General features: G+C 72.9%; 19 protein-coding genes and 1 pseudogene. 9 read left to right on the forward strand and 11 right to left on the reverse strand.

The window, feature by feature from the left end; genetic code table 11:
• Positions 1–31 precede the first annotated feature (31 nt).
• Positions 32–511: pseudogene (locus tag ACFY1E_RS38985) on the forward strand (LuxR C-terminal-related transcriptional regulator); the annotation flags it as partial.
• On the opposite strand, the gene ACFY1E_RS38990 reads toward ACFY1E_RS38985, so the two are convergent.
• From ACFY1E_RS38990 to lanKC, 4 genes are all read right to left on the reverse strand, one after another.
• Positions 434–2,626, reverse strand: a complete 2,193-nt coding sequence (locus ACFY1E_RS38990; RefSeq protein ID WP_389084989.1) for an ATP-binding cassette domain-containing protein — start codon at positions 2,624–2,626, stop codon at positions 434–436. The pseudogene ACFY1E_RS38985 and the gene ACFY1E_RS38990 overlap by 78 nt on opposite strands.
• A gap of 583 nt (positions 2,627–3,209) precedes the next feature.
• Positions 3,210–4,913, reverse strand: a complete 1,704-nt coding sequence (locus tag ACFY1E_RS38995) for an ABC transporter ATP-binding protein (RefSeq protein ID WP_389084991.1) — start codon at positions 4,911–4,913, stop codon at positions 3,210–3,212.
• Positions 4,914–5,012: 99 nt separating this feature from the next.
• Positions 5,013–5,129: a SapB/AmfS family lanthipeptide gene (locus ACFY1E_RS39000; protein ID WP_030937754.1), complete on the reverse strand. Its 117-nt coding sequence runs from the start codon at positions 5,127–5,129 to the stop codon at positions 5,013–5,015.
• Between the two features lie 75 nt (positions 5,130–5,204).
• Positions 5,205–7,772, reverse strand: a complete 2,568-nt coding sequence (lanKC, locus tag ACFY1E_RS39005) for a class III lanthionine synthetase LanKC (protein ID WP_389084994.1) — start codon at positions 7,770–7,772, stop codon at positions 5,205–5,207.
• 196 nt (positions 7,773–7,968) lie between these two features.
• Between lanKC and ACFY1E_RS39010 the strand changes: the two genes are divergently transcribed.
• Positions 7,969–10,413: a SpoIIE family protein phosphatase gene (locus ACFY1E_RS39010; protein WP_389084996.1), complete on the forward strand. Its 2,445-nt coding sequence runs from the start codon at positions 7,969–7,971 to the stop codon at positions 10,411–10,413.
• Here ACFY1E_RS39010 and ACFY1E_RS39015 read toward each other — a convergent pair.
• Positions 10,403–10,882 (reverse strand): MarR family winged helix-turn-helix transcriptional regulator, encoded by a 480-nt coding sequence (locus ACFY1E_RS39015; protein WP_389084999.1) that lies wholly within the window; start codon positions 10,880–10,882, stop codon positions 10,403–10,405. The genes ACFY1E_RS39010 and ACFY1E_RS39015 overlap by 11 nt on opposite strands.
• A gap of 142 nt (positions 10,883–11,024) precedes the next feature.
• Between ACFY1E_RS39015 and ACFY1E_RS39020 the strand changes: the two genes are divergently transcribed.
• From ACFY1E_RS39020 to ACFY1E_RS39035, 4 genes are all read left to right on the forward strand, one after another.
• Positions 11,025–11,993 carry an alpha/beta hydrolase gene (locus tag ACFY1E_RS39020; protein WP_389085001.1) on the forward strand — a complete coding sequence of 323 codons (969 nt, stop codon included), beginning with the start codon at positions 11,025–11,027 and terminating at the stop codon, positions 11,991–11,993.
• Positions 11,994–12,118: 125 nt separating this feature from the next.
• Positions 12,119–12,298, forward strand: coding sequence for a hypothetical protein (locus ACFY1E_RS39025; protein ID WP_344401353.1), 180 nt, complete (start codon positions 12,119–12,121; stop codon positions 12,296–12,298).
• A 365-nt stretch (positions 12,299–12,663) separates the two neighbouring features.
• Complete coding sequence (locus tag ACFY1E_RS39030) at positions 12,664–13,098, forward strand: sugar nucleotide-binding protein (protein ID WP_389085003.1); 435 nt, start codon at positions 12,664–12,666, stop codon at positions 13,096–13,098.
• Positions 13,095–13,898 carry a class I SAM-dependent methyltransferase gene (locus ACFY1E_RS39035; RefSeq protein ID WP_389085007.1) on the forward strand — a complete coding sequence of 268 codons (804 nt, stop codon included), beginning with the start codon at positions 13,095–13,097 and terminating at the stop codon, positions 13,896–13,898. The genes ACFY1E_RS39030 and ACFY1E_RS39035 overlap by 4 nt, the downstream gene beginning before the upstream one ends.
• A gap of 155 nt (positions 13,899–14,053) precedes the next feature.
• Here ACFY1E_RS39035 and ACFY1E_RS39040 read toward each other — a convergent pair whose 3' ends face one another.
• From ACFY1E_RS39040 to ACFY1E_RS39055, 4 genes are all read right to left on the reverse strand, one after another.
• Positions 14,054–16,003, reverse strand: a complete 1,950-nt coding sequence (locus tag ACFY1E_RS39040) for a glycosyltransferase family 2 protein (protein WP_389085009.1) — start codon at positions 16,001–16,003, stop codon at positions 14,054–14,056.
• A gap of 120 nt (positions 16,004–16,123) precedes the next feature.
• On the reverse strand, positions 16,124–16,708 hold the full coding sequence (locus tag ACFY1E_RS39045; protein ID WP_389085011.1) for a hydrolase: 585 nt from the start codon (positions 16,706–16,708) through the stop codon (positions 16,124–16,126).
• Positions 16,709–16,712: 4 nt separating this feature from the next.
• Positions 16,713–18,122 carry an MFS transporter gene (locus tag ACFY1E_RS39050; RefSeq protein WP_389085014.1) on the reverse strand — a complete coding sequence of 470 codons (1,410 nt, stop codon included), beginning with the start codon at positions 18,120–18,122 and terminating at the stop codon, positions 16,713–16,715.
• Positions 18,119–18,580 carry a MarR family transcriptional regulator gene (locus ACFY1E_RS39055; protein WP_389085016.1) on the reverse strand — a complete coding sequence of 154 codons (462 nt, stop codon included), beginning with the start codon at positions 18,578–18,580 and terminating at the stop codon, positions 18,119–18,121. Before ACFY1E_RS39055 ends, ACFY1E_RS39050 begins: the two co-directional genes overlap by 4 nt.
• A gap of 215 nt (positions 18,581–18,795) precedes the next feature.
• Here ACFY1E_RS39055 and ACFY1E_RS39060 point away from each other — a divergent pair, with 215 nt between their 5' ends.
• The 3 genes from ACFY1E_RS39060 (at position 18,796) to ACFY1E_RS39070 (ending at position 21,880) form a co-directional block, all read left to right on the forward strand.
• On the forward strand, positions 18,796–19,296 hold the full coding sequence (locus tag ACFY1E_RS39060) for a metallophosphoesterase family protein (RefSeq protein ID WP_389085019.1): 501 nt from the start codon (positions 18,796–18,798) through the stop codon (positions 19,294–19,296).
• Between the two features lie 103 nt (positions 19,297–19,399).
• Entirely contained in the window at positions 19,400–20,827 is a 1,428-nt protein-coding gene (locus tag ACFY1E_RS39065; RefSeq protein ID WP_389085021.1) for an MFS transporter, read from the forward strand.
• A gap of 129 nt (positions 20,828–20,956) precedes the next feature.
• A complete protein-coding gene (locus ACFY1E_RS39070) occupies positions 20,957–21,880 on the forward strand; it encodes an aminoglycoside phosphotransferase family protein (RefSeq protein WP_389085125.1) in 924 nt (307 codons plus the stop codon).
• 515 nt (positions 21,881–22,395) lie between these two features.
• On the opposite strand, the gene ACFY1E_RS39075 is transcribed toward ACFY1E_RS39070, so the two are convergent.
• Positions 22,396–23,496 (reverse strand): XdhC family protein, encoded by a 1,101-nt coding sequence (locus ACFY1E_RS39075; RefSeq protein WP_389085024.1) that lies wholly within the window; start codon positions 23,494–23,496, stop codon positions 22,396–22,398.
• Entirely contained in the window at positions 23,489–23,734 is a 246-nt protein-coding gene (locus tag ACFY1E_RS39080; protein WP_389085026.1) for a hypothetical protein, read from the reverse strand. The genes ACFY1E_RS39075 and ACFY1E_RS39080 overlap by 8 nt, the downstream gene beginning before the upstream one ends.
• Positions 23,735–23,770: the final 36 nt, after the last annotated feature.

The raw sequence follows: 23,770 nt of genomic DNA on the forward strand, positions 1-23,770 counted from the left end.
TCTGGTACATGACGAGTGTCTGGTGCGATCGGTGCTGGCGGACTGGCTGCGCCGGGAACCCGACCTCCGGGTGGAGGACACGCCGTGGCGCAGCGCACCCGGCCGGGTGAGATCCCTGCGGCCCGACGTCTGCGCGGCGGACCTCGAGTGCGCGGACGCGTACGGCATCCCGCCGCTGGGCGAGTTACGCTCGCGGGGCCCGGACGGGGCTCCGCCGAGACTTCTCGTGCTTGCCGGTGCGAACAGACCGGGCCTGCTGAAACGGGCGATCGAGGCGGGGGCGCTCGGCTACGTCGACAAGGAGGCCTCGCCGGAACACCTCGTGCACGGGATCCGGCGGGTCGCCCAGGGGGAACGTTTCATCAGCGACTCGTTGGGCTTCGGGTTCCTGAAGGCCGCCGAGATGCCGCTGACCCGGCGGGAGCTGAGCGTGTTATCCCTGGCCGCCGAGGGCGCGTCCGTCGCGGAGATCGCCGGGAGCCTCCACCTGTCCCACGGGACCGTGCGCAACTACATGGCGGCCATCACCCGCAAGACCGGGGCCCGCAACCGCATCGACGCGATCCGTATCTCGCAGGGGGAGGGCTGGCTGTGACGGCACGGGCGTCCAGCTGCCGACGAGCTCCCGGTACAGAGGCGAGGTCTCCAGCAGCTCGTGGTGGGTTCCGCACGCGGTGCCCCTGCCGTCCATGACCAGCACGCGATCCGCCCGCCGCGCCGAGCTGATGCGGTGGGCCACCACGACGAGGGTGCCGCCCGGCCGCTGCGCGAATGCACGCTCGGCGCGCTCCTCGGCCTGCGGATCCAGATGACAGGTCGCTTCGTCGAGCAGGGCGAGCGGGGCGTCCGACAGATAGGCCCGGGCCAGCGCGAGCAGCTGCCGTTCGCCCGCGGAGAGCGCCGCGGGGTCGATCCGGGCACCGGGGCCGCCGAGGGCGTCGAGGAGCGGACCGAGTCCGACGGCGTCGGCCGCCGCGAGCAGCTCCGCCTCGGGGACGGGGTCCCCCCGGAAGTGGGCCAGGTTGTCGGCGACGGTCCCGGTGAACACGTACGCCTCCTGCGGAATGAGCACCCGCCGCCGAGCGGCAGCCGCCGACGGCACCGGCTCCCCACCCACCCTGATCGTCCCGCCACGCGGCTCCAACAGCCCCGCGACGAGAGCGGTGAGCGTGGACTTCCCGATACCGCTGGGGCCGACGACGGCCAGGTGGGAGCCGGGAGGAAGGACGAGGTCCAGGTTTTCGACGACGGGGGTGGCGGTGGGGCCGTAGGCGAAGGTGACGGAGGTGAGGGAGAGGGCCGGGGGCGCCGGGCGCCGTGCGGCGGGGCGTCTGCCCGGGGGGCCTGGTGCGATCGGTGCCGGGTGACGGCGGTCGTCGGACATGGGCTGGGTGGTGGCTGTGCGGGTGGAAGTCGACCGGTGCGGGGGAGTGGCTGGATGCCCGTCTCGACCGGTGCCGGAGGCCGCCGTCCTGCGGGGGGCGTCGTCGGGGGCCGGGGCGGGCGAACGGTGCGGGGCAGGAGGCGGCTCTTCGCCTTGTGGGTCAAGCGCGGGCGGGTGTTCGGGGGACTGGTCGTCGGGAGTAGGCGAAGGACTGGCCTGGTCAGTGCGTGTCGGCCGGGGCTGGGGCGGTGCGGGGTGTCCGTCGGGGGTCTGTGGTGCGCTCCGTTCCGCGGGCGGTTCGTGGGTGCCGGTCCGGTGGGGCGGAGCCAGGCGCCGCAGCACCACCGTCAGGCGGGAGCCGCTTGTGCCCAGGCCGTGGACCAGGTTGCCGAGGGCCGGGAGGAGGGACTGGGTGATGTAGGCGAGGGCGCCGACCAGGGCGCCCGTCGTGACACCGCGGGACAGGAGCCAGGGGGCGGCGGCGAGCAGCAGCACGATCGGGAGCTGGCCGCCGACGGCGAGCGACGCGATGCGCAGGACGCCCCAACGGGCGAGGGAGCGGGCGGCCCGCAGTTCGGCGTCGACGAGTTCCCCCGTGTCGGCGGCGATCCGCTCCTCGGCGCCGGTGGCCGTGATGTCCCGCAACCCCGGGCAGACGGCACCCAGGCGGTCGGCCAGCGCCTCGTCGGCGACGAGGAACGCCTCCTGCCGGCGGGCCAACGGCCGCAGCGACGCCGCGAAGAGGGCCACTCCGGCGACCAGTGGCGGGCCCACGACCAGCAGGAGCAGCGGGGCGAGCGAGAACAGCCCGACGAACGCGCCGACCGCGGTGAACACGAACGACCGCGACACCATCACGAGCCCGGCGAAGGTGTCCCGCGCGATCTCCACCTGCTGGGTCAGCCCCGACAGCGTCCCGCCGTCGGCCTCCCGCACCCCGCGCCCGACCACCCGCTCGACGAGCCGGTCTCGCAGGGGTTCGACCAGCGCGGCGACGGCCGCGTACACCCGTCCGGTCCCGTACGCCCCCACGAGGACACCGAGCCCGGCCACCCCGAGCCAGGCCAGCCCGACCTCGGCCCGCCCGGCCAGGAACCCCGCGTCGAGTGCCCGCGCCGGGGCGTACCCGGTGACAAAGGTCTGCCCCGTCTCCAGCACGGACCACCCGCCGAGCCGCACCACGACCCGCCACCGGTCCCGCAGGAAACGAAGCCCCCGCCCAAGGATCCCCCTGCCGTTCATACGGGCACCCCGTCTCCGTCCACCATCCGGAAGCGGACACCCTGCCACCGCCCGATGCCCACCCTCGCCGCCAGGCCTCCGCCCCACGGCGAACGGCGACCGCACCACCCGCCCCTCTCCTGCCAGGAACACGCCTCAGCAAGCCAAGCCGAGCGGCCGGCGTTCCGCCGGGGCCCATCCACTCGCGCTTTGCTCGGCCGGATCCGCCGGGGGCTGTGCCGCTCGATCGCGTCCTGGCTGGGGTCTGGCTCCTCATTGAGTCCTGCCGAGCAGTGGGTGTTCCGCCGGGGCTCCTCCACGCGCGCTTTGCTCGGCCGGATCTGCCGGGGGCTGTGCCGCTCGATCGCGTCCTGGCTGGGGTCTGGCTCCTCATTGAGTCCTGCCGAGCAGTGGGTGTTCCGCCGGAGCCCATCCACTCGCGCCTCGCTCTGCCGAACCCGGCGGGGGTCGTGCCGCTCGATCCCGTCCTGCCCGGGACAGGCCTCGTCACTGAGTCCTGCCGAGCAGCCGGCGTTCCACCGGGACTCCTCCACTCGCGCCCCGCCCCGCCGAAACCCCCGTCGACACCAGCGGCCCCCGCCGTTCACGCTTGCCCCCCGTCCCCGAACACCGCCCGGTACCCGGCCATCCGCCACAACTCCGCATGTGTGCCCACCGCCCGCACCCGCCCCCCGTCCAGCCACGCCACCGCATCCGCACGGGCCGCCGTGGCCGCTCGATGGGCGATGAGAAGTCGGGTGCCGGCCATGCCCCGGGTCAGGGACTCTGCGATCTGTGCCTCCGTCACCGTGTCGAGGCTGGAGAGGGCGTCGTCGAGGATGAGCAGGCGGCCGTCGTGGGCGAAGGCCCGGGCCAGGCCCAGGCGTTGGGACTCGCCGCCGGAACGGGGTGCGTCGGCGCACGTGGTGGCGTAGCCCTTCGGCAGGCGGTGTACGAAGTCGTCGGCACGAGCCAGGCGGGTCGCCTCCCGGATGCGGGCGGGGGAGGGGGACCGCAGGCCGAGCGCCAGCGCGTCCTCGATGGTGGTGCCCAGGAGGGCGGGGCGTTCGAAGGCGTAACCGATCGATCCGCGAAGGTCCTTGTGGGTCAGGTCGTGCAGGGGGACGCCGTCGAGCAGGATCTCTCCCGCGTCCGGCTCCGCCAGGCGGCCGGCGAGTGCGGCGAGCAGCGACTTGCCCGTGCCGGAACGGCCGACCAGGGCGAGTGTCGTGCCGCCGGGGACGACGAGGTCGACGCCGTCGAGAACGGTACGGTCGCCGCGCCGCGCCGTCACGCCACGCAGTTCCAAGCGGCCGGGACCGGGCGGCAGTCGGCGGTGGCCGTAGGTCATGGCCGGTTCTGTCAGTACCTCGTCGAGGCGCCCTGCGGCCGCCTTGGCCCGGGCCAGGCTCGCGAACTGGCCGACCAGCACGCCGACACCGGTCGCGAGGACCGCGTACCGGGAGGCAGCGAGCACCTCGCCGACCGTCAGCCGGTGCCTGGTGAGGAGCAGCCCGGCCACGGCGACGACGCCCAGCTGCAGCAGCGGCGCCACGGCGCTCGCCTGCGCCGCGGCCCGCCCCTGCACCCGCCACATGCGGTGGCCCGCGCGGGACAGTTCGGGCAGGGGCCGCAGGATCCGCGCCGCCTCCTTGTCCGCCGTACCCGCCGCCTGGACGGTGCGGTGGCCGGCCACCGCCTCCGCGAGCGCGCCCGCGATCCGCCCCTGTACCTGCTGGTAGTCCGCCACGCAGCGGGTGGTGTCACGGGAGAAGGCGCGCAGCAGGAGCGTCAGGAGTGGCCCTCCGGCCAGGAACACGGCCGCCAGCCACGGGTCGATCAGGCCGAGCGCCACCATGCCTCCGACTGGGCCGGCCAGTGCGGCGAGCAGCGCGGCGCGGGCGGCCGGAGCCGTTCCCGCCTGGGCAGCGTTGCCGACGAGGCGGGCGACCAGGTCGCCGGGCCCGAAGCGGGCGGCGGCACGCGGACCGACGGCCAGCACATGTCCTGTCAGCCGTCGCCGCAGCCATGCAGTCGTCCGGGCGTCGACGGTGCCGCTCAGCACGGTCTCGCCGGCGTCCAGCAGGGCCAGCAGCAGCACGATCCCCGCGCAGTACAGCACCCAGCGGGTCGCCGGGGCGTGGGCGAGGAGGAGGTCGAGGGTGCGGCCGAGCGCGACCGGCAGCAGGAGTCCGGTACCGGTGGACGCCGTGCTCATCAGGCAGAGGGCGATGCAGCGCGCGCCGCTGTGCCGGGTGGCGGAGTTCAGCAACGCGGCGGGATGTGCGGCGTCGGCACGAGTCGTCATACGGCTGCGGCCTCGCATCCGGGGTCGGGGGAGCGCAGGACCCCGGGCGGCCCCTCCCTCGCGGGAGCGGACCGCCCGGAGCCGTGGATCACGGTGCCGTCAGAGACAGAGCAGAACGCTCGCCGCGCTGATGCAGGAGAGCAGGCTCGCGGTGCTGGCGCCGCCACCGCCGGTGTGCTCGTCGGATTCCATCGTCTGCAGGTCGAGCAGTGCCATTTCGTGTCCTTCCATCTGTGTGTTCACCCGTGGGGACGGGGTTGGGTCACGACTCCGCCAGGTCGCGGAGCCGCGTCATAGGGGCCGCCGCAGCGGCGGGAGGAACGGCAGGTGCGCGCTGCCACCGGTGGCCGCCGCGAGCGCGAGCAGGCACCCTGCCGTTCCGGTGGCGAGGTCCATGGACAGCCGCATCATCTGGTGCCCGGGGAAGGCCAGTTGGCCTTCGTACGCCATCGCGTACCAGCCGAGCGCGGCGATCTGCTCGGCCAGGTGACGGTCCGTCGCGCTCGGCTCCGTGGTGCGGCCGAGGTGCAGGATCATCCCGGCGCGGCCCTGGAACAGGCCGGGCTGTGCGTAGAAGCGGGAGGTGGCGGCGGTGAGGATGCCGGAACGCGCCTTGTCGAACTCCGCGTCGGCGGCGTGCGCGAGATAGTCGTCCAGGACCATGCCGAGGCCCACGCTGCCGTCACCGAGATAGGGCAGGGTCCGCCAGCCCTCGTCGACCTCCAGACCACCGCCGCTCTTCTGCACGACGCAGCAGTCCAGATCCCGGCGCAGCGCCACTCCGGCCGCTTCCAGCAGCCCGGCGTCGCCGGTCCACTCGTACTGCCGCAGCAGGAACAGCGCCGGTCCGCTCGCACCCCGCAGCAGCCCGGCCCGCCGCCTCGGCTTGTCGGGCAGCGGCTCGGCAAGGCGTCGTACGACGATCTCGGCGGCCTCGGCGGCCCGCTCGCGCAGCTCCGACTCACCCGTCGTGCTTGCCAGTCGGCCGAGGACCAGGCCGAGGCCGGCCAGGCCGCCGTGCAGGGTGGAGGAGAGGTTCTGCCACTTCTCGGCGAGGATGCCCTCGACCAGATCGAGGGCCCGCTGCCGGTGACCGAGCCGGTCCAGGACGTGCGCGACGCCCGCGAGTCCGTCGTACAGGCCGAGCGGTGTGCCGGGCGGTGGCGGGGCCGTACGCTCCAGGAGCCAGCGTTCGCCCTCCTCGTACCGCTCGGCGCCGGTCTCGGCCAGCGCGTACAGCACTCCGGCCGCGCCGTGGGCGAGCCCGAGTCCGCCGCCGTCGGAGAACTGGGCGATGTCACCGGGGAAGAGCCGGTTCTCGCGCCCCGGGGTGGCCGAGGCGAGGATCGCCTTGACCATCGAGTCACGGCTGTGCGGCCAGTCGCCGGGCCGCACCAGCGCCGGGGCGCCCACAGCGGCGCCTCGCGTGATCTCCGCGACCGCCTCGTCCAGGAACTCCCGCGGCACGTCCGGGAATTGCTCCGCGATCACCTCGGCCAGATGTGCCGCCTTGCCCCGGTCGACCACGAACAGGGTGGTCACGGGCAGGAACAGCGCGAGCCGTAAGCAGGCCAGCGCATAGCGGTCGACTTCGGTGCCCCTCCGGTCGGGCGGGGCGAAGAAACCGGGGTGCGCGACGACCTGACGGCCGTTCTCCTCGACCGGTGCCGCCGCCTCGAAGTCGAGCAGGAACACCGACTCCTCGTCAGGCGCGACCATGATGTTGAAGACGTGCAGGTCGTTGAAGACGATCCCGCGCGCATGCACCGCCTCCACCGCCCGCTGCACCGCCCCGTGGATGCGCACCGCCCACGCCGTGTAGCGCGCGACGGCCTCCGGATCGGGGTCCGGGGTGAGCAGCGGATGCCGTTCGGCGAAGAAGGAGTTGAGCGGCCGCCCCTCCAGGAAGTCCATCACCAGGAACCGGTGGTCGCCCAGCGTGAACCAGTCCCGCACCTCGGGCACCACCCCGGTGCCCGCCACCTGCTCCAGCGCCTGCTTCTCGCGCTCCAGCCGGGCGATCGCGTCCGCGCCGTCGGAGGCGAGCCCCGCGTGCGGCCGCCCCTCCTTGAGGACCACCTTGCGCCCGTCACGGGTGTCGGTGCCCGCGTACACCCCGCCGCCGTTGGAGAAGTGCAGTGCCTTCTCGATGCGATACGGCAGCTCGCCCACCGTCGTGGTGTTGCGGGCCGCCAGATGCGGCTCCAGGAACGCCGGCAGCGTCACCCAGTCGGGCACCTGGAAGGACGGCGCCCGCCGGTCCGGCACCAGCGTGCCCGCGCCGTCCCGCACCGCCGGCACGAGCGAGCCCCGCTCGTCGACGACGAAGGTGCGCGCGAAGGCGCCGTAGCGGACGTAGAGCGGGCCGTCGTGCCAGCGCAGATCGGTGAGGATGTACGGCCCCTCGAAGCCCTCCAGCAACTGGCCCAGCTCGCGCAGCACCTGGTGGAGCTGCTCCTCGTCGGCCGGATACACGGTGACGAACTTGCCGCTCGTGTCGCGGGCCGCGTACTTGGTGTTGCGCAGGTGCAGTAGATGCGGTCCCGGCACGAACTTGAACGGGATCCGGCGCGGCACACAGTAGTCCCACACGATCGCCGCGATCCGCTCCGCGTTCGCCCGGGTGGCCGAGGCGTGGATCTTCCAGCCCTGCGCCGGGCCCGGCTGTACGCCGCCGTCCGCGCCGAGCGGCGTCAGCGTCAGCCAGTCGCCGATCCGCGCCGCGTCCCAGCCCTCCGGCACCTCACGACGCGCGGTCTCGAAGAGCGGTGCCGGCTGCTGTCCGGCGCCGGCAAGCCGGTCCGGCGTCTCGTAGAAGTGTCTGTCCGCGAGTGCGTACACCTCGTACCGCTTGTCCATGGATTCCCCTCCGTGGCCCGGCACCGACACTTCCAGCCGTCCGAGGGCCCGGGACAGTCACGCCTGTCACGAGATCACCGTGCGATACGCACGCGTTAAGACATGTTCGGCGCGTTTCGAGCGGACAGGCACGACGACCTCCACGGAATGCTCACAGGGGCTGCGCAGGCGTCCCATACGCGCTGTAATTGCGGACGTGGTCAGTGAGGGCGCCGAGGCACGCAGAACGAGAACTCTGCGCGCCGAAGGTGCCCTGAAAGCGCTCACGTCCGGTCCGGCACCCGAGCGGGTGCGCCGGGTCCTGGAGCAGGCGCTGGTCTTCGCCGGGGCGGCGTTCGCCGGTGTGTACACGCCGGAGGAGGACGGCGACCTGCTGTGCCTGGTGGAGTCGGCGGGCGTTCCGAGGACGCTGTTCGGGCTGCGCGACAGCTACCCGCGCTCCGGCAGCTCCCCGGTGGCCGACGGCCACCGCTCCGGGAGCCCGGTGTGGCTGGGGCCCGAGGAACTCGCCGGGGACACCGAGGCGCGGCGGACGCCGCCGCGGGACTTCCACCTGGCCGTGCTGCCCGCGCGCGGGAACGGAGACGGCGGCTGTCTGCTGGCCGTCAGCGAGCGGCCGGACGGCTTCGACACCGAGGACCGCAAGTGCCTGGAGCTGATCGCCGACGCCGTCGGCTGTCCCGCCCCGGCCCGCGCCGCCGAGGGCGCGGAGTTGCCGGCCAACGCGTTCAGCCTCGCCATGGACAGCGGCCGGGTCGAGGCCGGCGACGACATCCTGCGGCTGTTCGCGATCACCCGCGCCGAATTCGACGGCAGGGCCGAGACGCTGCTGGGCCTGACGGTGCCGGAGGACCTGCCCTCGCTGATGTCGGTGGTCGAGGCCGACCACATGTCCCTCGGCGACCGTGAGCTGGAGTTCCGGGTCCTGCAGCCCTCCGGCCCGCCCAAGTGGCTGCGGCTGCGCGGGCGTCTGCTGCCCGGCGGCGAGGGCCGGCCCGCCATGCTCGTCGGCACGGTCGCCGACGCCTCCAAGCTGCGCTCCGAGGTCACCGACGTGGCCCGCGTCCAGCGCCTCGCCGCCATGCTCGCGACGGCCGGGACCGTCCGCGACGTCAGTCAGGCCGTCGTCTCCGCCCTGCGCAAGCCGCTGCAGGCCGACCGGATCGCGCTCGCCGAACTGGAGGGCGACCGGCTCGTCGTCACGGTCCTCGACCCGCCCGATCCGGAGTCCTGGCCCGAGCTGTGGCGCCTGGAGTGGCGCACCGAGTGGCCCGACGCGCCCGTGCGCGCCATGCCCACCCTCGCTGCCGCCCTGCGCGAGGGACGCGCCCGCATCTGGCCCGCCGGCACCCCTCTGGAACCCGCCCTCGCCGACGTCGGCCCCGGCGGACTCGCCGTGCTGCCGCTGCCCGCGGGCAACCGCATGGCCGGCGCCTGTCTGATCGGCTGGGACACCCCGCACGACTTCGGTCCCGACGAGCGCGCCCTGCTCACCGCGTCCGCGGGCCTCGCGGGGCAGGCCCTGATGCGCGCCCACGCCTTCGACGCCGAACACGAACTGGTCGGCATGCTCCAGCGCCAGCTGCTGCCGCGCCGCCTGCCCAAGCTGCCCGGCGCGGTCGCCGTCGCCCGCTACCTGCCCACCACGGCGGGCCTGGAGGTCGGCGGCGACTGGTACGACGTGATCCCGCTGCCCGACAACCACGTCGCCCTGGTCATCGGCGACGTCCAGGGCCACAACGCGAGCGCCGCGACCCTCATGGGCCAGATGCGCACCGCGCTGCGCGCCTACGCGGTCGAGGGCCACCCGCCGGACGTGGTCGTCTCCCACGCCAACCGGCTCCTGACGGACATGGAGACGGACCTCTTCGCCACCTGCTGCTACGTCGACGTGGACATGGAGGAGGGCTCCGCCTGGTACGTGCGCGCGGGCCATCTGCCGCCGGTGCTGCGCCACCCGGACGGCAGCACCGAGGTGCCCGAGTCCGACGGCGGGCCGCCGCTCGGCGTGGTCGCCCAGGCCGATTTCCCGATGAGCGCGCTGCGGCTGCAGCCCGGCACGGTCCTGGCGCTCACCACGGACGGCCTGGTCGAGTCCGCGGAGGCGGACATCGACGACGGCATGGAGCGACTCGCCCGGGAACTGTCCGGTTCCGACCCCGGCCACCTCGGCCTGGTCGCCGACGCCCTCCTCGGCAACGCCCGGCGCAGCGACGACGTCGCCCTGCTCCTGCTGCGCTACGACGGCATGGCGCTGCGTCCGCTGCGCGAGAACTGGACGGTCTGGCGCGTGCCCGAGGCCGTCGGCCACACCCGTCGCTTCACCCGCCGTACCCTGCGCGCCTGGGGCGTCACCCGCGACGACATGGACGCCGTACTCCTGGTCGTCTCCGAGCTCGTCACCAACGCCCTGGTGCACACCGACGGCCAGGTCCGCCTCGACCTCACCCTGCTCGACAACCGGCTGCGCGTCTCGGTCGCCGACGCCTCGCCGCGCACTCCGGTGAAGCCGACCAGCATCGGCTGGGAGGCCACCGGCGGTCGCGGCATCCTCCTCGTGGAAGCGATGTCCGAGGCGTGGGGGACCGTGCCGGCCAGCGGCGGCAAACAGGTGTGGGCGGAGCTCGTGCTCAGTTCGTGACGTTGGCGGTGATCAGGCGGAGGAGCTGTTTGGCCAGGGCGTCCTGCTCGGGGGTCAGGCCCATGGCGTCGCCGATGGCGAGGGGCACCCGGGCCGCCCTTTCCCGCAGCTGAGCACCGGCCTCGGTGAGGCGCAGGGCGACCGACCGCTCGTCCTCGACGCGGCGTTCGCGGCGCAGCAGCCCGTTCGCCTCCAGCCGCTTCAGCAGCGGGGACAGGGTGCTGGACTCCAGCTGGAGCGCGGATCCCAGGTCACGTACGGAGATCGAGTCCTGCTCCCAGAGCACGAGCATGACCAGGTACTGCGGGTACGTCAGGCCGAGTTCGTCCAACAGGGGGCGGTAGCGGGCGGTGACGGCGCGGGAGGCGGCGTACAGGGCGAAGCAGAGCTGGTCGTCGAGGAGGAGCGAGCCCTCGCTCGTTTCCGCAGCGGGCCTCGCGGTGGGGCTCCCGGTTGCTGTCCTGTGCACGGCGATCACCAGCCTGTCGTTCGGGTCCGTTCGATTGTATCGGGCTCAAATAAGTCGCGCCCATATTAGTTGTGCACGACTTAATCGCGCGCTACTCTCCATTGTGTGCCGCGGCCGCGGCACCCGATCCGAGGAGGCCGTCATGACCGGCACCACCGCACCCCGCCCCGTCCTCGAACCCGCCGCCCAGGCCTTCGTCGAGGCCACCGCCAACCCGCCCTACCTCTTCGACCTCGGCCCGGCCGAGGGCCGCAAGACCGTCGACGAGGTGCAGTCCGGCGACATCGAGAAGCCCGGAGTCGACGAGGAGTGGATCGCCGTGCCCGGCGGCCCCACCGGCCAGGTCCGCACCCGCATCGTCCGCCCCGCCGGGGCCACCAGCGTCCTACCGGTGATCGTCTACATCCACGGCGCGGGCTGGGTGTTCGGCAACGCCCACACCCATGACCGGCTCGTGCGCGAACTCGCCGTCGGCACCGGCGCCGCGGTCGTCTTCCCCGAGTACGACCTCTCGCCCGAGGCCCGCTACCCGGTCGCCATCGAGCAGAACTACGCGGTGGCCAAGTGGGTCGTCGAGCAGGGCGCCGCCCAGGGCCTGGACGGCTCCCGCCTCGCGGTGGCAGGCGACTCCGTCGGCGGCAACATGGCCGCCGCCCTCACGCTGATGGCCAAGGAGCGCGGCGACGTCCGGCCGGCGGCGCAGGTGCTGTTCTACCCGGTGACCGACGCGAGCTTCGACACGCCGTCCTACCACCAGTTCGCCGAGGGCTACTTCCTGCGCCGCGACGCCATGCAGTGGTTCTGGGACCAGTACACGACAAACGAGGCGGAGCGCGCCCAGATCACCGCCTCCCCGCTGCGGGCCTCCACCGAGCAGCTCACCGGTCTGCCGCCCGCCCTCGTCATCACCGGTGAGGCCGACGTGCTGCGCGACGAGGGCGAGGCCTACGCGAACAAGCTGCGCGAGGCGGGCGTCCCGGTCACCGCGGTCCGATACCAGGGCATCATCCACGACTTCGTGATGCTCAACGCCCTGCGCGAGACCCATGCCGCGGAGGCCGCCATCAGCCAGGCTGTCAGCCTCCTTCGCGGGGCGCTGGGCACTGCCTGAGTGCCGAAAGGGCGCCGAAGTGGGGCTTGCCCGCGGCAGGTTCCGTGGGGCGGATGCGGCGTTTGACCGGGCCGCCGAAGGGGACCCGGTCGACAGCCACTGAAGCAGAAGGAAGATGAACCGCCGTGACGCCGCACACCACAGACAAGCTTGCGATCCGTCGACCGGAGACCGGTTGGGCGAGGGCCCGGCGGCTGCGGGGCAAGGGCGTTCTGCGCACCTGTATTCCGGCGGTTCTCGAGCAGGGCACCACCCGAACGGACCAGCCCGGCCCGGAGGGCAACATCGTGCGGGGCGAGGACTGACCACCGGCACGCCCACCCGCACCAGCGCATAGTCTCAACTTCAGCCAAGCAGCTCGTCCCCCCATGGCAACTCCCCGGCCAGACCGTGGGCCTGGAAGAGAAGCCGGAGCGGGGGCCTCTTCATCGCCCAACAGGACCCCGTCCAGCGGGCGTTGGCCGAACCGGATCAACGGCGATGCGCTCGCGATCCCGCCAGGGCCTGCACGGCACACACGGCGTCCGCCTGATCCATCTCTGCGCCGACCACGTCTTCGGCGGGCGATGCGCCTACCCCGTATCCCGGAGATCATGCACCGTCCCGAGCAAGGCGTGCGGCCGCACCCGGTTCGCCGGTGGCGGAGGAGCCTCCCACATCGAGCGCAATCGTGCGAACCGCTTGGCTCTACGGCGTTCACGGGCGTAGTTTCGTCCGCACGATGATCGACCTGGAGTCCCGCCACGACACCCTCGACGTCGTCGACGACCAGCGCGGGCAGCCCACGTGGAGCGCGGACGTCGCCGCACGTCCCGTCGACCTCGGCCCGCACCCGGGCCGGGGTGCGAGCGGTGTCCTCCATGCCGCCGGCCGTGGTGACACCTCCTGGTACGAGTCGGTCCGAGAGGTCTGCGCCCGCCTCGGCGCGGACCCGGACCGGGCGCGGCGAGTGAGTAGCGGGGCCTTCCCGCGGCTCGCTCCCCGCCCCGCGTACAGCGCCCTCGCCCACGGTCGTCGGCAGAGGCTGGGTCTGCCGGCGCCGCGCGACCGGCGATCCGCCCTGCATGAAGCATTCCCCTTTATCCGCAAGGAGTCCTCTTCGTGAAACGCCATGAATTCCTGCGGGGTCTGCACAAGGCCACCGCGAACCGCAACTACCTGGAGATCGGAGTCAACGACGGCCGCAGTCTCACGCTGTCCCGCGTCCCCAGCATCGCGGTCGACCCCGCGTTCAAGGTGGTCACGGAGATCCGCTGCGACGTCCACCTGGTGAAGGCCACCAGCGACGACTTCTTCGCCCGTGACAACCCCCTCGGCCACCTCAAGGGCGGCCGCCACCCCGTGCGCAACCTGCGCCGGGGCCGCAGCCCGATCGGTTACTGGCGGCGCACCACGCTCGACCTCGCGTTCATCGACGGCATGCACCTGTTCGAGTACGCGCTGCGGGACTTCATCAACATCGAGAAGCACTCGGACTGGTCGAGCGTGATCGTCTTCGACGACATGCTGCCGCGCAGCATCGACGAGGCCGCCCGCGACCGGCACACCGACGCCTGGACCGGCGACGTCTACAAGCTCATCGAGATCCTGAACCGCTACCGGCCGGATCTCGTGACCGTCCTCGTCGACACCCAGCCCACCGGCCAGCTGGTGGTCTTCGGCGCCGACCACCAGAACACGGTGCTGAAGGACAAGTACGACGAGATCATCGCCGAGTTCCAGGTGCCCGACCCCCAGAAGGTGCCCGAGACGGTCCTGGAGCGGGTGAAGGCGGTCACGCCCGAGGCCCTGCTGGGAGCCGACTTCTGGCGGCCTCTGGTCCGTGCGCGCAACCGCGGCCTCAGCCGCTCGCGCGGCTGGCAGCCGCTGCGCTCGGCCCTGGAGAGCCTGACGGCCGGCCGCTGAACTGCCGGCCGCGCAGAAACTCCTCGTAACGGGGAGGTGCAGGCGTCGTACGACGGCAGGAGCCCGGTCCGCCGGGCCTCTGCCGACGACGGCGCCTGCACGCCTGGGGTGCACGCCGTGCTCACGCGCCCGCTATGCCCAGGGAGCGCTCCCTTTCACGCCTTTCCCGCCCGGGATGCCGCACGCCGTCTGAGGACCGCGGCCAGCGCACGCCGCGCCCTGCGGGCCAGTCGCCGTACCGCCGAGGGCCTGGGAGTCCGTACCACCTTGATGGAGTTCGCGTCCGCGTGCAGGGCGAGCGGCAGCGGGAGGAAGCGCGGCTCGGCGGCGTCGGGGGCCGCGCACAGGGCGGTCCGCCAGGTCGCGCCGCTGAGATCGGCGACGGTCGGGGCGGCCTCCAGCAGGGCCCCGTCCCCGGCCGGGGACAGCGTGCCGGGCACGTCCACCGACCTGTCGGGCGAGGTCAGCCGCAGCAGTACGGCCGTCTCGGCAGGGACGTGCAGCGGCAGGGGCACGCGCAGCCGGCCCCCGGAGACACCCACGGCGTCCGGATCGAGCCGGCCGAGGCCGAGGCGCTGGTTGGCCCGGTCGACGTCCAGGGACAGATTGCCGTGCTGGTCGGTCCAGTACGGCAGGACCACCCGCCCGCCCACGACCGCCGCGGACGTGGCGGCACGGGCCTTGCGCGGGCCCGGGCCCACGCGGGACGTCTTGCTCCATCCGCCCAGCTTGACGCGGGCGTAGGTGTCCCACAGCCCGGCGCGCAGCGGCGCGCCGTCCACCGCGGCGGCCGGGTCGACGGTGGCCGTCGCGCGCAGCACGAGCCGCACCTGCCCGCTGTCCTCGACCGGCACGATCTCCCGGGTGACCTCGACGGGCTGGAAGTACTGGGCGGCGCTGGAGCGTTCGCGCACCAGCAGGTCCACGGTGGCCCGACCGAACCGGGCCACGGTGTCGGCGCCCACCCACGCGATCGCCTCGTCGAGGTCCTTCGGCGGGCCGTCCAGCGGGGTGCGGACCCCGCCGCCGGGGAACGTCAGGGGCTTACCGCCCGCCGTGAGCTCGGCGGCGAAATCGAAGCGCAGCCTGCCGCCCTGCCACTCGACGGTCCCGGGCCGGGCCGAGAGGCCGAGCCCGGTCTCCCACTCGGCGAAGGCCACCACGTCGTCATACCGGTCGGCGGCGACGAGCGCGGCCACGACCTGCTGCGTCGGCTGCAGTCCGACGGCGACCCCGGGGCCGAAGCGCTCGACGACGACCTGGCGGATCTCCTCGAACTGTTTGCGCCGGTAGTCGTCCGGCTTGGCGAGGAGACGGCTGCCGCGCAGCCGCTCCACCATCTCCACCCGCAGCCAGCGGCGGTGGAGGCTGTCGCGCACCGCGCCCGGCTCGGTGTACTGGTCGACGACGTCCAGCGCCTCCTGCAGGTTCTTGAAGTACCCGACCGGGTCGAACTCCTGGAACCCCGCGTTGGAGGAGTCGTCGCGCCGGAGGTGGTAGTAGCAGACGTAGTCGCCGATGACGGACACGTTGGCCGCGCGCAGATACGCCTCCGTCACGAAGACGTGGTCCTCCAGGCGCCGTCTGCCCTCGGGGAAGCGCAGGCCGATCTCGTCCAGGAAGGCCCGGCGGAACATCTTGTGCGGGGTGAGGCTGTCGATGAGCGGGGCGTCCCGCACACTGGCCCGCGGCCGGTTGCGGCGGAACAGCTCCACCGGCACGCCGCGGCCCTGGCCGGCCATCTTGCCGACGACGACGTCGGCGCCGTTGGCCACGCCGTAGCCGTACATCCGCTCCAGGGCCTCGTCGCCGAGGCGGTCGTCGTTGTCGACGAACATCACGTACTCGCCCCGGGAGGCGGCGATGCCGACGTTGCGGGGCTTGCCCGACCAGCCGGAGTTCTCCTGGTGGATCACCCGGACGCGGGGCTCCTCTGCGGCAAGCGCATCGAGCCGGGCCGGGGTCTGGTCGGTGGAACCGTCGTCAACGAAGATCACTTCGTACTCGTCGGGTGGCAGTGACTGCTTCAGCAACGAGGTGATGCAGTCCTCGATGTAGGGCCCCGGGTTGTAGACGGGGACGATGACGCTGACCTTGACCGGCATCGGGCTTCCGAGCCCCCTCGGGTCGCTCGCCGAAAGTGTGGGTACGGGTGGCCAGATGCTATCTCCGCCCTGGGTTTCGTCCCACTGCGAGCCTGTCTGCAGATCGTTTGCGCGAGCCGGTCAGGCGTGCGTCTTGGCCAGCAGTTCCAGGATCTCGGCGGTGGTGCCCGTCTCGCCCAGCCGCGGGAAGATCCGCTCGACGCTGTTCCGGTGGGCCTCCGGGTCCAGGTCGCTCATGGCGTCGGTGGCGAGGGTGACGTGGTAGCCGTGCTCGTACGCCGCGCGGGCGGTGGACTCCACGCCGATGCTGGTGGCGATGCCCGTCAGCACGATCTGAGTGACACCGCGGCGGCGCAGCTGGACATCGAGACCGGTGCCGTGGAAGGCACCCCAGTTACGCTTCGTGACGGTGATGTCGCCGGGGTGACCGGCCAGTTCGGCGACCACGACGTCCCAGCCCTCCTGGAAGGCGCCGCCCGGGCGGGAGACCTCGGTGCGGCCGGGCACCGTGTCCGCCCCGTCGGCGGCGAACGAGACCCGGACCAGCACCACGGGCAGACCCCGAGCGCGGAAGGCGTCGGCGAGTTCCACCGTACGGGTGACGACGTCGGCGCCGCTGTGCGGCTGGACGGGCGCGGCGACGATGCCGGCCTGGAGGTCGATCACCACGAGGGCGGTGCGCGGGTCGAGGGCGGTGACGGTCATGGGATCAGGCCTTTCGTTGCGGTACGAGGGTGTCGAGTGAACGGTCGGGGAGAGCGGACGCCAGGAGCAGCGCCGATCCGGCGAGCATGAACAGCGCCAGGTCGTGCATCCCGGAGGTGTCGGCGCGGTGCGGGAAGAAGGCCGCGGCGGCGGCGGACGCGGCCAGCGCGCCGAGGTAGCCGAAGGTGCGCAGCAGCCCGGCGGCCGAGGCGGTGCGGGCCGGCTCGGCCTGGCGGTACAGGGCGTTCTGGATGGCAAGACCGAGGAGGCCCTGCGGCACGCCCATCACTGCTCCGACCAGGACCAGCGCCCACATCGGGGTTCCGGCGCCGACCAGCAGCAGCGCGGCGCAGCCGGCCATCTGCATAAGGCTGCCGACGACGAGCTTGGTCCGTACGGCCTCCCGGCGTCCGGTGACGGCGGAGACGGCGAGCCCGGTGGCCGACAGCGACAGCAGCACCACTCCCGCCGTCGCGGCGGGCAGACCGCGCCCCTCCTCCAGCCACTGGGTGAAGCCGTACATGAAGGCGTACGAGGTCGTGTAGCCGAGCCATTGGCGCACATACGTGACGATCAGCGGAACGTTGCCGCCGAGGACGCGCAGGTCGACGAACGGGTCGGGCACCCGCAGCTCCCGCACCGCGAAACCCGCCGCGGCCACGGCGGACAGCACCGGCAGATACCACCGATCGAGCCTGAGGCCCGTCAGGAAGACCATCAGCGAGACCAGCGTGACCGCGAACAGCGCCATGCCGGGCAGGTCGACACCGTTTCCCCGGCCCGTCGGTCGCCCGGGCGTCCTCGGCAGTCGGCGCATCCCCAGGGCCAGACAGACCACCGACAGCGGCACGTTGACGGTGAAGACGGCCCGCCAGCCCCCGAGGCCGATCAGCAGACCGCCGAGGGCGGGACCGATCACGGCCACGACCTGATTGGCCATGGCGAGCGCGGTCAGCACCCCCGCCGGGCTGTCCTGGCCGGTGCGCTCGGCCTCGCTGCGGGTCAGCTGCATGGCCGCCGGATAAGCGGCCGAGGTCCCGAAGCCGAGCAGCACGCGCGCACCGATCAGCGCGCCGAGCGAGGGGGCGAACGCGCCGAGGAGCCCGGCGATGCCCACCAGACCCGTACCGATCAGATACAGGCGACGCGGCCCGTACATGTCCACGAGCCGCCCGACGACCGGCTGTCCCACCGCTGTGGCCAGGTAGAGGGCGGACACCAGCCACACCGTCTCGGCCGGCGGCGCACCGAAGGCGACGCCGATCGGCACCAACGCCACCGCGATCATCGAGGAGTTGACCGGGTTGAGCACCGAACCGAACAGCATCGGCGCGATCAGCCGCCGGTCGAACCCGGTGGGGGAGGGTCGGGCGGTCCGCGCGCCGCCCCCGATGCCGGAGAGTCGACGTATCACGGCTGCGTGAGCCGTTCCAGCAGCGCCAGTCCCGCGAGGACCGTCCGCCGTTCGTCCTCGGTGTAGCGGTCCTGCAACGCCCGGGCCAGCCATTCCTCACGGGCCTGCCGGTCACCCTCGACGCGCAGACGGCCCGCCTCGGTCAGGGTGACCAGTTGGCGGCGGCCGTCGTCGGGGTCGGGACTGCGCCTGATCAGCCCCTGCCGGTCCAGCGCGGCGAGCGTGGTCGCCATCGACTGCGGCCGCACACCCTCCGCCGTGGCCAGCGCACTGGCCGTCGCGGCGCCGTGCTTCGCCACCAGGGTGAGCGCGGAGACCTGGGGCGGCGTGAGCTCGTCGTCCTCGGCGACCTCCCTGATGCGGCGCCGCAGACGGCTGACCACCACCCGCAGATCACGCGCCGCACGGGCGGCGGACTCGCCGATGCCCTCGGAGGGGCCGGTGGTCTGTGCATCCATGCCCCGACCCTAAAACCGTAAGGTGAAACTGTCCAGTCCAGACTGAACAGTTTTCCTGTAGATCGGGTTGCCGTGACGGCGAATCGGGTTGCCGTGACGGTGAACCGTGCTCGTTCCAAGCCCGATGGATTGGCTCGGCGGCCGGGACAACCACCGTGCCGACCACGAGCTGCCCGCTCACGCCATGCCGCCTCCGCCGTATCTAGGCTGAGCGCGTGCGCCTTCTGCTGACCACCGACACCCACCTCCCCAAACGGGCCAAGCAACTGCCCGAGCCGCTCCTGGCCGAACTCCCGCGCGCCGACGTCGTGGTCCACGCCGGGGACTGGGTGGACACCGCCACCCTCGACCTGCTGGAGGCCCGCTGCCGCAGGGTCGTCGGCGTGTACGGCAACAACGACGGACCGGAGCTGCGAGCCCGGCTGCCCGAAGTGGCGTACGCCGAGCTCGGCGGAGTGCGCTTCGCCGTCGTGCACGAGACGGGCCCGGCACAGGGCCGGGAAGCGCGCTGTGCCGCCCGGTTCCCCGACGTCGACGTGCTGGTCTTCGGGCACAGCCACATCCCCTGGGACACGACCGCCCCCGGCGGCCTGCGCCTGCTCAACCCCGGCTCCCCGACCGACCGGCGCCGCCAGCCCCACTGCACCTACATGACCGCCACCGTGGCCGACGGCCTCCTCACGGACGTGGAACTGCACCGCCTGCCCCCGAGGTAGACACCGGTTTCGGGACAACAGGGCGGGGCACCCGGCAGCGGCGGCCGTTCACGAGCATCCGGCATCCGGCGGCGTTGTCAGACCCTCCTGTTACCAAGGAACCATGACTGGATCACCGGCAACGCTCCTGCGGCGCGCGGTGAGCCCCGCACGGCACGAGGGCTCGCCGCGCACCGTCCTGTTCGTGATGTGCACCGGCTACTTCCTGGTGCTGCTCGACGTCACCATCGTCAACGTGGCACTGCCCGGCATCGGTTCGGGCCTCGACACCGACATCGGCGGCCTGCAGTGGGTGGTGGACGGCTATGCGCTGGCGCTCGCCGCCCTCATGCTGACCAGCGGGACGGCCGGGGACCTGTACGGGCACCGGCGCGTGGTCCTCGCCGGACTCGTCGTCTTCGGCGCCGGCTCGCTGGCCTGCGGACTCGCCCCCGGTGTCCCCGCCCTGGTCGCCGCCCGGGTGGTCCAGGGCGTAGGCGCGGCGCTGCTGCTGCCGGGCACCCTGGCCATCATCAGCCGCGCCTTCCCCGACGACGCGGCACGTGCCCGTGCCATCGGCGTCTGGGCCGGCACAGGCAGCCTGGCGCTGCCCGCGGGCCCACTGCTCGGCGGCGCCCTCACCGAAACCCTCGGCTGGCGGGCGATCTTCCTGCTGAACGTGCCGATCGTGCTGGTCGCCCTCGTGTGGTCCGCCGCGATCGTGCGGGAGAGCAGGGAAGAGCAGGCCCGGCGCCTGGACGTGCCCGGACTGCTGCTCGGCAGCCTGCTGCTCCTGGCGACGACATACGCCTTCATCGAGGGCGGACGCGCCGGCGCCGATGCCCCGCAGGTGCTCGTGGCCGCGGCGCTCGCCGTCCTGACCGTGCCGGCACTGGCCGTGGTCGAACTGCGCCGCGGGGACGAGGCGATGCTGCCCGTTCCGCTGCTGCGGCGACCCGCCTTCGACGCGGCGAACGTGGTGGCCGGGATCATGAACATGGGCACGCTCGGCACGCTGTTCGTGCTCATGTTGTTCCTGCAGTCGGTCCAGGACCGCTCCGCGCTGCTCGCGGGCGCCGCCGTGATACCGCTGTTCGCCCCGCTGGCCGTCATCGCACCCTTCGGCGGGCGGATCACCAGCCGGATCGGGGCGCGGCTTCCGGCCGCCGCCGGTCTGCTCGTCGCCACGGCCGGGCTCGCCCTCCTCGCCCTGGCCGCACCGCACTCCCCGTATCTCGTCCTGCTGCCCGCGTTCCTGCTGTGGGGTATCGGCATGGGCTTGCTGACCCCCGCGGTCGTCGCCGCGGCCATCGCGGCCGTCCCGGCCGAACGGTCGGGGCTGGCCTCCGCGACGAACAACACCGCACGTCAGACAGGCGGTGCGATAGGCATCGCGGTGGCGGGCGCGGTCGCCGGACAGCCTGGTGACGAGACACGTTTCGTACGGGGCTTCCACGCCGTCGCCCTCGGAGCCGCGGGCCTCTACGCGGCCGCTGCGGTGCTCGCCCTGCTGGTGCTGCCGGGCGCCCTGCTTCCGGGCGGCGAGAGGTGACGTGAGCGGCCGTTCGTGGAAGCACAGGTGCTGTGTCGCGGAAGCGTGCATGCCCCATCGGGCGCCGCCTGCCCGGACGGCACCCCACCCGCCGAAATCCGATGGACGTCCAGCCGTCCCTCCGCTGAGATGGACGGCGTGCTGATCGACGCAACTCTCGTACGCCGTCTGCTCGTTGCGCAGTTCCCGCAATGGGCCCATCTGCCGGTGGTCCCGGTGCCGCAGTCCGGCATGGACAACGCCACCTTCCGGCTCGGCGACGAGCTGTCCGTACGTCTACCGCGTTACGCGCACTGGGCCGGCCAGGTGGAGCGCGAGCACCGCTGGCTGCCCCGCCTCGCCCCCTACCTCCCGCTGGCCGTGCCCGAGCCCCTGGCGATGGGGGAGCCCGGCGAGGGCTACCCCTACCCGTGGTCCGTGTACCGGTGGCTGGACGGCGAGACAGCGGCCACCGAAGCGCTGGTCGACCCGGTCGGCACCGCCCTCGACCTCGCCGAATTCATCACCGCCCTGCAGGCCGCCGACCCCACCGGCGGCCCCGGCCCCGAGCAGAGCAACGCCTTCCGCGGTGTGCCGCTCGGCGACGAACGTGACTCCGTGGCCGCGGAGGCACGTGTGCGGCCCAAGCTCGAGGCGCTGAAGCACGCTGGCCTCGTCGACGTCGACGCGGTGACGGAGGTGTGGGAGGCGGCTCTCACCGCGCCCGCCTGGGAGAAGCCGCCGGTGTGGATCCACGGCGACCTCGACGCGGGCAACCTCCTGACGCGGAACGGCCGGCTGAGCGCCGTCATCGACTTCGGCACGCTGGCCGTGGCCGACCCCGCCGTGGACCTGGTGCCCGCCTGGAAGTTCCTGCCCGCGCGGGCACGGGACGTCTTCCGCGAGGCGGTCGGCGCCGACGACGCGACCTGGGCGCGGGGCCGCGGCTGGGCCCTCGCGGGATCGCTCCCGGTACCCGACGACCCCTTCTTCCGGGACTGTCCGGCCCGGATCACGGCAGCCCTGAAGCACCTGGAGGCCATCCTGGCGGACTACCGGAGCGACGCGGGCTGAGGGGACGGGGGATCAACCGCGCCGCCACCGCCGTACCCGCGCGAACACGACGGCCGCAGGGACAGCCACCGCCACACTGAGCGAACCGGCCGACGACCAGGTCGCCCACTTCAACTTCCGCCATCGCACCCCGCCGGGACTGCGCCGCACGCCCGGTCACCCTCAGATCGGACCGGACCGACATCGCCGTACCGCCGTCGCGATCGCTCAGAGTGCCGGTCGCCGTGGCGTGTGCGGTGCTCCGGCCGCGGGTCTCCCTGCCGTCGGCGATCAGCACCGTGCGGTGCGCCGCCCCGTCCTGCTCCTCGAAGACGGAGGTGCCCTCGTACGGCACGTTGATCGGGCCCCTTCACCTCCACCGAGCCGGTGACGGTTTCCCCTCTGTACTCCTCGACCATCGCCCCAGGCCTGCACGGGGCGACCCGCTCGATGTCGAGGAGCGTTCGCCAGGCGTCGTCCACCGGGACCGGCACGGTGCACTCGTGGTGCAGCTCCATGGCTTCCTCCAGCGGGCGTCACGTCGACGGATGAATGGCCCCTCCGGTGGCCGTCAGCGGGGCGCCGCTGCCGCCCCAGCGCAGCGCGACGATCTCGGCGGCGACGGACACGGCGACCTCCTCGGGCGTACGGGCACCCAGGTCGAGGCCGACGGGGGAGCGCAGCCGGGACAGTTCGCCCTCGGTGAGCCCGGCGTCGACCAGGCGTTTCATGCGGTCGTCGTGGGTGCGGCGGCTGCCCATCGCCCCGATGTAGGCAGCCGGCCGGCGCAGTGCCTCCTCCAGCAGCGGCACATCGAACTTGGGGTCGTGGGTGAGAACGCAGATCACCGTGCGTTCATCGGTGTCGGTGCCCCGCAGATAGCGGTGCGGCCAGTCGACGACCACCTCGACGGCGTCCGGGAAGCGTTTGGGCGTGGCGAACACCGGGCGGGCGTCGCACACGGTGACCCGGTAGCCGAGGAAGCTGCCGATGCGGGCGACCGCGGCCGCGTAGTCGATGGCGCCGAAGACCAGCATGCGCGGCGGCGGGGCGAAGGAGTGCAGGAAGACCGTGACCGCGTCCTCGCGGCGCTCGCCGTGCGGGCCGTAGTGACGCAACCCGGTGGCCCCCAGGGCGAGTTCACCACGCGCGTCGGCGGTGACGGCGACGTCCAGCCCGGCCGTGCCCAGCGTCCCGGACACCTCGTCCGGCCAGACCGCTAGGGTGGCCCCGATCGTCGCCGGTCCGTCCGTCACCGTCGCCACGGTCACCGGACGGCCCTCGGCCACGGACCGCGCGACCGCGGCGAACCCCGGGTCGGTCTCGTGCGTGACGGGCCGCACCAGCAGCGTGACCTCACCGCCGCAGGTGAGCCCGACCGCGAACGCGTCCTCGTCGCTGTAGCCGAAGGTCTCCAGGCGTGCCTCGCCGGTCTCGACGACCTCCCGGGCGAGCTCGAACACCGCGCCCTCCACGCAGCCCCCGGACACGCTGCCCACGACTTCGTCACCGGGCCCCACGGCCATGGCCGCACCGGGATCACGCGGTGCGCTGCGGCTCACGGCGACGACGGTCGCAAGGCCGAACGGCACCCGGGCCGCGTACCACTCGCTCAGCGTCGGGAGAATCTCACGCACGATCCGCTCCTTCCACGGGCGCCGGGCCGGCCCCGCACACCACCGCTGCCGCCGGACGCTCCAGCGCGGCCAGACTGTGCCCCTCGACGAAAGCGTCCACGCTCGGCAGCGCCGCCGCCATCCCGGCGGCCACAGGGGCGGAGACGACCGAGGACGTGCTGCTTCCAGAGGGGGCGGGGACGAGAAGCCATTCGTTGAGCGTTAATCCGTTGCCGCCGGGACGCCCGTACTGGTGCACTTCATGGGTCGTGTCACCGCACCGCCCAGGAGAAGC

It is taken from the genome of Streptomyces sp. NPDC001604, from assembly GCF_042893475.1.
Classification (GTDB): Bacteria; Actinomycetota; Actinomycetes; order Streptomycetales; family Streptomycetaceae; genus Streptomyces.